Origin of the sequence: Parvibaculum lavamentivorans DS-1, from assembly GCF_000017565.1 — a bacterium.
Taxonomy (GTDB): Bacteria; Pseudomonadota; Alphaproteobacteria; order Parvibaculales; family Parvibaculaceae; genus Parvibaculum; species Parvibaculum lavamentivorans.
In genome coordinates this window covers 2,707,343-2,719,363 of sequence record NC_009719.1, presented here as the reverse complement: position 1 = coordinate 2,719,363, position 12,021 = coordinate 2,707,343, and the positions used below count along the sequence as shown (strand labels likewise).

At 65.1% G+C, this 12,021-nt stretch carries 12 protein-coding genes; 4 read left to right on the top strand and 8 right to left on the bottom strand.

Features of this window, described 5'->3' with window-relative positions; translation table 11 throughout:
• Positions 1–131: 131 nt before the first annotated feature.
• Positions 132–518, bottom strand: a complete 387-nt coding sequence (locus PLAV_RS12750) for an Hpt domain-containing protein (RefSeq protein WP_012111437.1) — start codon at positions 516–518, stop codon at positions 132–134.
• Positions 519–851: 333 nt separating this feature from the next.
• On the opposite strand from PLAV_RS12750, the gene PLAV_RS12745 reads away from it, so the two are divergent.
• Positions 852–3,044, top strand: a complete 2,193-nt coding sequence (locus PLAV_RS12745; protein ID WP_143710217.1) for a coiled-coil domain-containing protein — start codon at positions 852–854, stop codon at positions 3,042–3,044.
• Between the two features lie 7 nt (positions 3,045–3,051).
• On the opposite strand, the gene PLAV_RS12740 is transcribed toward PLAV_RS12745, so the two are convergent.
• The 4 genes from PLAV_RS12740 to PLAV_RS12725 are packed head-to-tail and all read right to left on the bottom strand — an operon-like array spanning position 3,052 to position 6,588.
• Complete coding sequence (locus tag PLAV_RS12740; protein WP_041535995.1) at positions 3,052–3,726, bottom strand: ABC-type transport auxiliary lipoprotein family protein; 675 nt, start codon at positions 3,724–3,726, stop codon at positions 3,052–3,054.
• Positions 3,727–3,734: 8 nt separating this feature from the next.
• Positions 3,735–4,643 (bottom strand): MlaD family protein, encoded by a 909-nt coding sequence (locus PLAV_RS12735; protein WP_012111434.1) that lies wholly within the window; start codon positions 4,641–4,643, stop codon positions 3,735–3,737.
• A gap of 5 nt (positions 4,644–4,648) precedes the next feature.
• On the bottom strand, positions 4,649–5,428 hold the full coding sequence (locus PLAV_RS12730; RefSeq protein ID WP_012111433.1) for an ABC transporter ATP-binding protein: 780 nt from the start codon (positions 5,426–5,428) through the stop codon (positions 4,649–4,651).
• Positions 5,425–6,588, bottom strand: a complete 1,164-nt coding sequence (locus tag PLAV_RS12725; protein ID WP_012111432.1) for an MlaE family ABC transporter permease — start codon at positions 6,586–6,588, stop codon at positions 5,425–5,427. The genes PLAV_RS12730 and PLAV_RS12725 overlap by 4 nt, the downstream gene beginning before the upstream one ends.
• A gap of 151 nt (positions 6,589–6,739) precedes the next feature.
• Here PLAV_RS12725 and PLAV_RS12720 point away from each other — a divergent pair, with 151 nt between their 5' ends.
• The 3 genes from PLAV_RS12720 (at position 6,740) to dgcA (ending at position 10,659) form a co-directional block, all read left to right on the top strand.
• Positions 6,740–7,138: a c-type cytochrome gene (locus PLAV_RS12720; RefSeq protein WP_012111431.1), complete on the top strand. Its 399-nt coding sequence runs from the start codon at positions 6,740–6,742 to the stop codon at positions 7,136–7,138.
• Between the two features lie 165 nt (positions 7,139–7,303).
• Entirely contained in the window at positions 7,304–9,565 is a 2,262-nt protein-coding gene (locus PLAV_RS12715) for a CHASE2 domain-containing protein (protein WP_012111430.1), read from the top strand.
• A gap of 104 nt (positions 9,566–9,669) precedes the next feature.
• Complete coding sequence (dgcA, locus tag PLAV_RS12710; RefSeq protein ID WP_041536703.1) at positions 9,670–10,659, top strand: N-acetyl-D-Glu racemase DgcA; 990 nt, start codon at positions 9,670–9,672, stop codon at positions 10,657–10,659.
• Positions 10,660–10,665: 6 nt separating this feature from the next.
• Here dgcA and PLAV_RS12705 read toward each other — a convergent pair whose 3' ends face one another.
• The 3 genes from PLAV_RS12705 to PLAV_RS12695 are packed head-to-tail and all read right to left on the bottom strand — an operon-like array spanning position 10,666 to position 11,974.
• Positions 10,666–11,151, bottom strand: coding sequence for an SRPBCC family protein (locus PLAV_RS12705; protein WP_012111428.1), 486 nt, complete (start codon positions 11,149–11,151; stop codon positions 10,666–10,668).
• Positions 11,148–11,510, bottom strand: coding sequence for an ArsR/SmtB family transcription factor (locus tag PLAV_RS12700; protein ID WP_012111427.1), 363 nt, complete (start codon positions 11,508–11,510; stop codon positions 11,148–11,150). Before PLAV_RS12700 ends, PLAV_RS12705 begins: the two co-directional genes overlap by 4 nt.
• Positions 11,507–11,974 (bottom strand): VOC family protein, encoded by a 468-nt coding sequence (locus tag PLAV_RS12695; RefSeq protein WP_012111426.1) that lies wholly within the window; start codon positions 11,972–11,974, stop codon positions 11,507–11,509. Before PLAV_RS12695 ends, PLAV_RS12700 begins: the two co-directional genes overlap by 4 nt.
• Between the last annotated feature and the right edge of the window lie 47 nt (positions 11,975–12,021).

Below are 12,021 nucleotides of genomic sequence, written 5' to 3'. Positions count from 1 at the left end.
AAAACAAAAAGCCGATGGGTCCCGGGAATAAATCCCGGGATGACACTTCTATTTTTTGATGAAAGCAGAACCCGGCAGCATTTGCTGGGAGAACCAATGGGTCCCGGCTTTCGCCGGGATGACAATTGTTTTTACGCTTCCGCGACGCTGTCGATGAAGGCGTTGACGTCGGCGATGGCGGCGGCGATGCGGTCCATGATCGCGGGACGGGCATCGGCGGCGGCGAGGAGTTTTTCGGCTTCTTCGGCAAGTTCGGCGAGTGCCCAGGCACCGAGACCGCGCGCGGAGCCCTTGAGACTGTGGGCGGCGTTTTTCCATTCCATGTCGTCGGCGGCCTCCACGAGGCGCGCGAGATAGACGCCGGCCTGCGTGCGGAAAAGACCGAGCAGCTCGTTTTCAAGCGAGCGGTTGCCGAGCGTGTATTTCGAGAGATGGACGAGATCGATCGGGCGGCGGGACGCCGGACCGGCAATGACGCCGGAGGAATGTTCGGCCAATTGTGCCGTGGAAGTTTTCATGGCCGCGCTCCATCACGCCTGAACTGATGGAGAAACTTTACGCGCCAGACAGTACCGATTCGTTAAAGCGCGGCTTTCCGCGGGATTCCGGGCGTTGTATTTATGGTTAACCGTCTTTAAGCTGTTACACACGCAAGTATCGCCAGGTGCCCCAAAGAGCCCGCCGCGAGGCTTGAAACGCCCCGTCTTTTCGTCCCCGTCATGCCCCCCGTGCACGGGGACTTTCTTTGTTTGCCTCTGTTGGCCGAGGGGGCGGCGCAGGCAAGGTTGACGGCCATCATGGCATCCGACAATTTGATATGGCCGAAGGGGGCGCTCAGGCCGGGAAAGCTCATGAAAAACAACGATCTGGTGCCGGACGAGGCGCCCGCAGACGCCGCAGCGAAAGCCGAAGCCGACACGGCGCTGGCGATCCGCGCCGCGAACGAGGACAGCCCGACCGGCGGCGCGCTCTACCGCATGATCGCGCGGCGGCCGAGCAAGCGCATCATCGGCGTGGCGGCGCTGGCGAGCATCTTCTGCATCGGCGCGGAAGCGGCCTACCTGATCGGGCTTTACGGCATCGACGGATTGCAGGCGCTGGCGCCGCTCGAACAGGGGCTGATCGCGGCTGTGGTGCTCGCCCCTCTCACGCTGATCTGGATGCTGGCCTGGACGGTCTGGCGCGGCGCGGAAATGCGCCTGATGTCGGAGGCGCTGGCGCGGACGGCGATCCGCCTGTCGGACCCGGAGGATTTCGCGACCGGCCAGATCACCACCATCTCCGAAGCCGTGCGCCGCGAACTGGGCGAGATGCGCGCGGGCCTCGACGCGGCGCTGAAACAGGCAGCCGAGCTGAAGGAGCTTGTCGAGCGCGAGGTGGAGGAAATCGACCGCGGCACAGGCCGCGCCGAATTCCGCGCACGGACGATGGAGGAGCTGCTCCACCGCCACAAGGACGGACTTGAGGAAATATCGAAGACGCTGGGCGCGGAAAGCGACACGATCTCGCGCGCCATCCGCGAACAGGTGGATGCCGTGCGCGGCCTCGCCGGCAAGGCGGAAGGCGACCTTGAAGCGGCCAGCAAGCGGCTGTCGGAACAGGCGGAAGCCCTGTCGCGGACAAGCGAAGCGGCGCGCGCGGGCGCCGACCAGACGGCGACAATGCTCGACCGGCAATCCTCGCGGCTTGAAGTCGTGGCGAACGATGCGCTGTCCAAGGCCGACGAAATCGGCCAGCGCTACGAGCGGCAGCGCGAAACGATTGCCGAAGCCGCCGGACGGCTGGAGCAGGAACATCAGCGGCTGCAGGCCGTGTTCGAGGCGCATCGCGACGGCATGACGGCGGCCGACAAGGCGCTCGCCCATCACACGGCGGAAATCTCCCGCGCGGTTTCCGGCCTGAGCGCCGGGCTCGACGTGACCTTCGAGGCGGCGGCGGCGCGCGCGGCGGCGCTGCGCGAAAGCATCGCCGACCAGATCCGCCTCGGCGCGAGCGAGGCGGCGGACGCCTCGACATCGGTCAGCCGCTCGGCGGGCGCGGCGACGCGCGCCATCGGCGCGACCGTGGACGAGCTGAAGGCGGCGACAGGCGCACTGGCAAATGATGTCAGCCGCGCCGCGACCGAAGCGATCGAGACGACGACGGGCAAGCTGACCGCCGCGACCAATGCGATGAACCACGAGGTGACGCGCGTGACGACGACGCTGGCCGAAGAGATCGGCCAGCGGACCGAGGAAATGCGCAAGCTGGTGGAAGCGGCAACCGCCGATGGCGAGACGGCGTCCGAACGCTTCAACGCCGCCATGATCCGCCTCGGCGGCACGGCGCGGGAAGCAGGCCGCGCCCTGCACGAGGCGACGGACGAACTGGCGAGCCGCATCGACGAATTGCCGGGCGAAGCGGCAGTGAGCGCCGAGGCCCTGAAGGACGTGCTGGAGGAGCAGATCGGCGCGCTGGCGGCCATTGCCGAAATCGTGGTGCGCCATGCGCGCACGCTCGACCGCTCCGCGCCCGCACCGCTGCCGCGCGAAAGCGCCTTCCCGCAGCGCATGGCACCGCAGCCGGAACTGCCGCGCGTTGCCGACAGGCAGCGGCGCTGGGGCATGTCGGAACTGCTTGCCGCCGCCGAGCGCAAGAGTGGCGGCGCGCAGCACGACCTCGCCCATGGCAGCGATCAGGATTTCCAGCGCGCCTCCCTCCACGTCATCGAGACGCTGCAGGCGCTGGCCATCGATCTCGACCGGGCGCTGGAGCAGAGCCCGCCGCCGGAACTCTGGCAACGCTACCAGGCGGGCGAGCGCAACGTCTTCACGCGGCGGCTCTACAATCTCGCGGGCCGCGAACTCTATGACCGGATCGCGCAGAAATATCGCAAGGAAGCGGAATTCCGCAGCCATGTTGACCGCTTCGTGGCGAGCTTCGAGGAATTGCTCGGCGCCGCATCGACACGCGACCGCGACAATATCCTGGTCGAGACCTACCTCACCTCGGACACGGGCAAGGTCTACCTGATGCTTGGACAGGCGATCGGCAAGCTCGTCTGAGGCAGGCTCAACTGGCGAGGCGCGCTTCGTCGGCCATGGCCGCGAGCGACTGTTCGAGCGTCCATGCCGTTATGTCGCTGAGGGCGGTGTCGAGCGCCGCGTTATAGGCGGCGACGATGTCGTCCATCCTGCCGCTGGCCGACGCGGCTTCCGCTGTGAACTCCCTGCCCGCCAACACGACGCCGCCTCGCGCGCGCACGAGGCGCACGAAGAAGGCGACGCGAACTTTCGTTGCGCCTTCGCCGAGGCCTGCCCCATCCCTGAAGGCACTGAAGGCGCGGATGTCGCCGGTCAGCGCGAGATCGGTGCGGGCTTGCGTTTCCGGTCCGAGAATGGCGGGGAAGCGGCCGGTATTCGTCAGCGTCTCGACGAGCAGCGAGGCGATCATGCGGGGCGCCCGATCGCTCCAGCGCGCGCCCGCATAATATTTGATTTCGTTCGGCGAAGGCTGGAAGACGATCCGTCCCGTGTCGATGGCCGACGGCGCTTGAAACTCGCGCACGGAAAGCTGCGTATTCGCTGCCATGGCGGTGCCCGGCAAGGCGGGCGTTGGCGCCGTCAGCACATAAAGCGACGGCGCCGGGCCGCTCGCGACATCGGCCAGCGCGCAGGCACCGAGCGGCGCGAGCACGAGGACAAGCGCGGCGAGCCTCGTCAGTTTTGCAATGGCGGTCTTCATCATGGCCCCTCTCATTCCGCTTCCACCTCGGGCACATCGCGCCCGATGAAGTATCGCGCCGGATCGTCCTGCGCCCGCGAGGCGAACCTGTCGAGCGAGGAGACGAGAGCGCGCGTCTCCGCGACCAGCTGCGGCAATTGCGACAATCCACTGGCAATGCCCGGCCCGCCCTGCTTCAGAATGGCGTCGAGTTCGTTCGCGACTTCGCGGTAGGAGCGCGCCGCCTCCCGCGCATCGGCGATGAAGGCCTTCACGTCTTCCTTCATCAGCCCGTCGGCGCTGCGGCTGATGCTGTTGAGGTGGCGCGACGCCTGCGCAATCTGGTCGAGCGCCGTGGTGACATCGCCCGAACTGTCGGCCAGCGCCTTCGAAATGGTGTTGAGATTGGCGAGTGCTTCGGAAATCGACCGCTGGTTGTCGGCGACGACCTTGTTCAATTCCTTGATGAGCTCATTCGCGTTCTGCAGCGTTTCCGGGCCGCTCTTCAGAAGATCCTGCAGCGAGGACGGCGCGGCCTTGATGACCGGATAGTCCTGGCCGGGACGTGCCTGAAGTTCGGCGGATTCAGGACTGCCGCCCGTGAGCTGGATGAAGGCGACGCCGGTGAGGCCGGACAATTCAAGCTGCGCGACGGAGTCTTCCTTGACCGGCGTGCGCGCATCGACCTGGATGATGGCAACCACCTTGTTCGGATTGCGCGCCATCAGATAGAGGTCCGTCACCTTGCCGACGGGCAGGCCGTTATATTGCACCGGACCCGACTGCGAGAGACCGGAGACGGAACCGTCGAAGATGATCTTGTAATAGGCGAATTGCCGGTTGAACTGAACGCCGCTGATCCACAGAAGAAAAAGGAACATGCCGACGACAGTAACCAGCGTGAAGACGCCGATGAGGACATTGTTGGATTTGATTTCCATGGCCGCTATTTGCCTGCAAAGGCCGCGCGCGCTCGCGGCCCGTGAAAATATTCGTGAATCCAGGGATGACTGCTACGCAACATATCCTCGATCGTCCCGATCAGAATAACATGCTTCTCCGCGAGAACCGCTATCCGGTCGCAAGTGGCGTAAAGCGTATCGAGATCGTGGGTGACGAGAAAGACCGTGAGGCCGAGCGTTTCCTTCAGATCGTTGATCAGTTCGTCGAAGGCGGCGGCGCCTATCGGATCGAGCCCGGCGGTCGGCTCGTCGAGAAAGAGGATTTCGGGATCGAGCGCGAGCGCGCGGGCAAGCCCCGCCCTCTTCCGCATACCGCCCGAAAGCTCGGAGGGATAGAGCGATCCCGCCTCGGGCTTCAGCCCCACCATCGCGATCTTCACCGCGGCAAGCTCATCCATCAGTTCCTGCGAGAGATGAAGATGCTCGCGGTAGGGAACCTGCACATTTTCCGCGACCGTGAGGGCCGAGAAAAGCGCGCCATCCTGGAAGAGTACGCCCCAACGCTGCTCGTTCAGCCGGCGTTCGTCTTCGCTGAGTGTCGAGAAGTCGATGCCGAAGACGCGAATGCGCCCGGCATCTGGCTTCTTCAAACCGAGGATCGTCCGCAGGAGGACGGATTTGCCGGTGCCCGAGCCGCCGACAATGCCGATCACCTCGCCCCGCCTCACCGTGAGATCGAGATTCTCGTGGATGACATTGTCGCCGAAGCGCGTGTCGATGCCTTCGACCTCGATGATGGGCTCGCCCTTTTTGCCGGTGCTCATATGCCCACCGCCGTGAAGAACATTGCGAAGAGCGCATCGAGAATGATGACGAGGAAGATCGACCGGACGACCGAACGCGTGGTCATGGCGCCGACCGATTCCGCGCTGCCGGTAACGGAAAGGCCCGAGCGGCAGCCGACAAGCGCGATGACGACGGCCATGAAGGGGGCCTTCACGAGACCGACACCGAAGGTCCAGAAGCCGACCGCCTCCTGCACGCGGCTGATATAGACGCCGGGGGGCATGTCCAGCATGACCTGGACGACGAGACCGCCACCGATCAGCCCCATGATGTCGGCGACGAAGGTGAGAAGCGGCAGCGTGACCATGAGCGCGAGCACGCGCGGCAGCACCAGCATCTCCATCGGATCGAGGCCGAGGGTGCGCATGGCGTCGATTTCCTCGCGCATCTTCATCGAGCCGATCTCGGCGGTGAAGGCGCTGCCGGAGCGGCCCGCCACGATGATCGCGGTGAGAAGAAGCCCGACCTCGCGCAGAAAGATGATCGCGATGAGATTGACCGTGAAGACTTCCGCGCCGAACTGGCGGAGCTGGACCGCGCCCTGCTGCGCCACGACCGCGCCGATCAGGAAAGTCAGCAGGCAGACGAGCGGCAGCGCGTCGAAACCCGCCTTTTCCATATGGTGCACGAAGGGCGTCCAGCGGAGCCGGCTCGGACGGGCGATGGTGCGCCCTGCCGTCGCCATGACCGCGCCGACGAAGCCGAGCATGGCGAGCCCCTCGGCGCCGATGTCGCGCATGGTGGCGCCGATCTTATCGATGATCTGAATATGAAGCGGCCGCCACGGCACATGAGCCGGCTCAGGCATGCCGCAGGAATCGATCTTGTCGAGAAGGAGGCGCTGGGCATCGCTGACATCCTCGAAATCGACCTTGATGCCCTGCTCGCCGAGATGGGCGGCGGTGCGGCCGAGAATGGCGGCGGCGGCGGTGTCGAAGCGGGTGATGTCCTTGAAGCCGATAATCGCGCGGCCCGTGCCGGGCCGGGCACCGATGGCACGGAGCTGGCGATCCACGGGATCGAGATGGACGATAGACCAGTCCCCCGCCGCCTCGATGCGAAGGACATTGCCGTCGGCCTCGATATGACAGGAAGCAGGCGCGCCCGCCATCTCCCTCGGATTATTCGCCTCGGCCAATCTTCCCCCAATCCAGCGTCCGCTCTCCCCTTAAATATGCCTTTGCCGCGCCAGCTTGTCACATGGCGTTCCCATTACAGCGAAATAGGGTAAGTTCCGTTCCGCGCCGGCGGTTTTTTCGGCGGAAACGGTGTTGATTGAAGGAGTTACCATGCGCGACCTGTTCCACGGATTTGCAGCGATTTCCCTTGCCATGACCATTTCGGGCGCCGCGCTGGCCGAAGGGCCGGACCTCGCGGACGGCAAGAAGATCTTCGCCCGCTGCAAGGCTTGCCATACCCTCGAGGAAGGCGGCAAGGACGGCATCGGCCCGAACCTTCACGGCGTATTCGGCCGCACCGCCGGCACCAAGGAAGGCGTGAAATTCTCCAAGGCGATGACGGCAAAAGGCGCCGAGGGCCTGGTCTGGTCGGAAGAGACCCTGTCGGTCTATCTCGAAAAGCCGGCTGCCATGGTTCCCGGCACGAACATGGCTTTCCCGGGCCTCAAGAAGGAAGAGGACCGCGCCAGCCTGATCGCCTATCTCAAATCCGAAACCGGCGCGGAATAAGCCCGCTCTCGACTGCCCCCTTGCGGCCCGGAACTCTGGAACGAAAGCTGCAACGGTGGAACTGACGGCTCCTTTCCACGTTCCATAACGGGACGCGGTGGAGCCGGAAGGTTCAATTTGGGGCAATCCCTGCACCTGCGTCCGGGTGTCGGGGCAAGTAGAGACATGAATCCTACACCGGCGTTCCGCAGACTTTCCGCCATCCTGCCCGGCCTTGTGCTGGTGCTGAGCGTATTCGTGGCGATCAACGATCCGCACGGTGCGGGCACATTCCTGCAGAACCGGGCCTTCGACCTCTATCAGCGCATCCTGCCGCGCGAAGCGGGCGCGGGCGGACCTCACGCCGTTTATGTCGATATCGACACCGAGACCGCGAAACGCTTCGGCGCCTGGCCCTGGCCGCGCAAGCGCCTCGACATGCTGGTCGAAAAAGTGCGCGACGCGGGCGCGAGCGCCATCGTGATCGACATGACACTGGCGGACGCCGACCCGACCGCGACGAGCGAATTGCTGCGGCTCTGGTCTCCTTTCCCCGCCGGAGAGAAGTTCAACGGCTTCAGCCGCACGCTGAGCGGCCTGCCGAACCACGAACGCGAACTGGCGGCGCTCCTTTCCTCGTCGAAATCGGTCGTTTCCTTCGTTCCGGGCAAGACATCCTTCGACGGCCAGCACACGCCTGCCCGCCCCGCCAGCATTACGCCCAGCGGCGGCGACCCGCGCCATTACATGCGGGACTACGAGACCTGGCGACCGAGCCTGCCGCTCTTCGAGGCGGCGGCGACCGGCAATGGCGCGAGCCTGCCCGAGCGGGATCATGGCGAGACGATACGCGGACTGCCGATGCTGACCGCGCTCGACGGCACGCTCTATCCATCGAACGTGCTCGAAGCCTTACGCGTCGCCAGAGGCGGCGCCGGCTATCGCGCGGTCGTGCGCGCACCGGAGAGCGGCTTTTCCTTTGAAATCGAACCGGGCCTGGAGCGCGTGGAAATCACGGGCACGGGGCTCCATGCGCTTACACAGAAAAATGGCGAGCTGCGGCTCTATTTCGGCGGCGAAGCGACGCGCCGCTCGATCCCGGCCGGCAGCATCCTGTCCGGCGGCGCCAATCTCGGCGCGCTGGCGGGCCGCATCGCCATCATCGGCGTCTCGGCCAATGGCAGCCTGCAATTGCACGACACGCCGCTCGGCATTCCGCTTGCCTCCGGCGCCATTGCCGCCAATGCCATCGACCAGATTGCCGATGGCGCCTTTCTCGTAAGACCGGGCTGGGCCGGCGTGGCGGAACAGGTGTTCGTGCTGCTGGGCGGGCTGATCGTCATTCTGGTGGTGCGGCGCTTCCGCTTCCGCTGGGGCTTTGCGCTGACGCTGCTGCTGATCGGCGGCGCGGCCTATGGCTCCTGGTGGGCATTCGAGACGCATCGCTGGCTGATCGACCCGACGCTGGGCGGCGTGACGCTCGTGCTGGCGGCGCTGACCTGCGCCCTGATGACACGGCTCCACACCGAGGACGAAATCCGCTTTGTCGAAACGCAGTTCGGCCGCCGCCTCTCCTCCTCCGGCCTTGCGCGCGTGAAGGCGAACCCGCACATGATCCGCGCCGAGGGCGCGCTGCGCGACGTGACCTCCGTCGTCGTCGGCCTGCGCGGCTTCAACATCATCGCCGACCGCTACCTGGAAGACCCGACCGCCTATGCCGACATCCTGAACCGCTTCTTCTCGCCGATGACCAAGATCGTGCAGGACCGGAACGGCATGGTGGACCGCGCCGTGGGCGACACACTTTATGCCGTGTGGAACGCCCCGCTGGATGTGGCCGATCATGCCTCGAAAGGCTGCGATGCGGCGCTCCGGATGGTCGAAAACCTGGAAGCTCTCAACGAGTTCCTTGAAGAGGACGCGCGCCGCCAGCACCTGAGCCATGTGCCGCTGAGCCTCTCCGTCGGCATCGACACAGGGACCGCGATCACCGGCAACATGGGCGCCGTGCAACGCTTCGACTATGGCGTGCTGGGCGAGCCGGTGAGCTTTGCGGCCTATCTGCAGAAGAACGCCCGGCACTACGGCCCCGCCATCATCGTCGGCGAAGGCACGCAGCGCGCCGTGGGCGGCCGCTATGCGCTGCTCGAAATTGACCTCGTATCGACCTCGCGCCACCCGGAAGGCCGCCGCATCTTCGCCCTGCTTGGCGACCCGATCATGCGGGCCAACCCGAAGTTCCGCGCGCTTCAGGAAGCCCATGCCCTGATCTTCTCGGCCTATCGCAGCCAACGCTGGGCGGAAGCACGGGCGGCCATCGCCGAATGCCGCAAGCTCAACGGCGCCATTCCGACGCTCTACGACTTCTACGAGACGAGGATCGCGCAATACGAGGCGAATCCGCCCGGCGACCACTGGAACGGGGCCTTCTTCGCCGGCCGCATCTAGACCGTATCGGATCGGGAAAAAATTTCAGGGCTTGGAGGTAGCGCACACAAAGGCCATCATTCGGCGCAATGTTCCGCCCCCGCCTCCTTGCCCCGAGTTCCCAGATGCGCGAAATCACCGTCGAAGCAGAGTCATGGCCCATCGCCGGGGCGTTCACAATCTCTCGCGGCTCGAAGACCGAGGCGCGGGTGGTCGTGGTCACGGTGACGGAAATGGGCCTGACGGGACGCGGCGAATGCGTGCCCTATGCCCGCTACAATGAAAACGAAAAGGACGTGATCGCCGCCATCAAGGCGCAGGTCCAGGCAATCGGCGAAGGCATGAGCCGCGAAGACCTGCAACGCGCCATGCCGCGCGGCGCGGCACGCAACGCCCTCGACTGCGCGCTGTGGGACCTCGAGGCGAAGCTCGCCGGCAAGGAGGTTTGGGAAATGGCGCAGCTTGGCGCCGCCCCCCGGGCCCTCACCACGGCCTATACGCTGAGCCTCGGCACGGCTGCCGAAATGCAGGAAGCGGCAAAGCGCGCATCGCACCGGCCTCTCCTGAAACTCAAGCTCGGCGAAGGCGGCGACGAGGACATTGCGCGCGTGGAAGCGGTGCGGGCGGGCGCGCCCAACGCGGCGCTGATCGTCGATGCCAATGAGGGCTGGAAGCCCGAACAGGTTCTGCCGATGGCGCATGAACTGGCGCGGCTCGGCGTTTCGCTGATCGAGCAGCCGGTGCCGGCGGCGGAAGACGAGGTGCTGCGCGGCATCGACAGCCCCGTGCCGCTCTGCGCGGATGAAAGCGCGCATGGGCTGGAAGGCATGAAGCGTCTTGTCGGGCTCTATGATTTCATCAATGTGAAGCTCGACAAGACCGGCGGGCTGACCGAGGCGCTTTCGGTGATGCGCTGCGCGAAGAAGCGGAACCTGCGCGTTATGGTCGGCTGCATGGTGGCGACCTCTCTCGCCATGGCGCCTGCCATGCTGATCGCGCAACAGGCGGATTATGTGGACCTCGACGGGCCGCTGCTTCTGGCAAAGGACCGCGAACACGCGCTGCGCTATGAGAGCAGCCTCGTCTATCCGCCGGAGCGGGCACTCTGGGGGTAGGCCGTCTCAACGGCCCTCTCGTCCCACCTTCCCCCTCATCGCCACCAATTGCTCTTCCCACCAGCCGCCCTGCATGGTGAGGAAGGCGCGGTCGCTGAGGCCGTGGCGGGCGGGATGATCTTGCGGCAGGGTTTCCCAGCCGCGATGTTCGAGCGTGATGCGCGTTCCGGCATCGACCGCCTTGAACTTGAGTTCGACTTCCGTCACCTGCCCCTCGCGGAAATTGGGCCCACGCCACTCGAAGACGAGGCGATGGCCCGGCTCCCAGACGAGAATACGGCCGACCTCATAGAGATCGCCCTTCGCCTCATCATAGATTTCGACCAGACGGCCGCCCTCCCCCGGCTCGAACTTCATGGTGCCATGGGCGCGCGGGCGGAAGCGGAACTTGGGCCCGCGCTGCCACCAGACATCCACTTCCTCCGTGAACAGACGGAAAGCCTCTTCCGGCTCGACATCGAGCGTGATGCCGACCATGACGGCGGCGCTCACTTCTTCCTGCCTTTGCGGGACTTGCCTTCCGCGTGTTTCTTGAAGGCGGAAAGCTGCACGGTCCAGAAGGCCGCCACTTCCTCGAGCCATGATTGCAGATCGGCGAAAGGCGCGGCGCGGAGCCGATAGACGCGGAGACGGCGGTCGTCGCCCGCCGCCTCCTCCTCTATCAGATCGTTTTCGCGCAGCACGCGCAGATGGCGGCTGACAGCAGGGCCGCTGATGTCGAAGGCGGCGGCAAGCTCGCCCGCGCGCATCGGGCCGTCGCGCAGAAGATCCACCATGCGGCGGCGCGTGGGATCGGCGAGCGCGGCGAGGATGCGGTCGATCTCCTCCGGCTCAGCGGGCGCGGCGCTCATCCCTTGCCTTCGACCTTAAGGCCGGACGCTTTTTCCATCTCCTCGTTGGAGAGGACGCGCATCGACTGTCCGAAGGTCCAGAAATGGCCTTCGGGATCGAAGACGCGGTAGACCTTGTCGCCATAGAACTGGTCTTGCGGTTCGGCAGCAATATTCGCGCCCGCATCCTTCGCGCGCTTGAAATGCGCCATGACGTCCTTCACCTGCACATGAATGCACTGGGTGTTCTTGCCGCCTATGGCCTTCGGGCTTGCCGGCCATTCGGCCCAGTCGACGCCGCCAATCATGACGCGGCCATTGCCATATTCCATTTCCGCATGCTGGATGACGCCGTCATCATCCGTGATGCGGAGCGCGATCTCAAATCCGAACGCCTTTTCGAGCCAGTCGAGAGCGGCGTTCGGATCCTTGTAGAAAAGTGCGGGCACGATGTGCGGCGCCCCGCTTTCTGTCTTCCCGGCCATGCTGTTTATCCTCCCTGTCTGGTCACAGGAAGATATTTAACACCAAA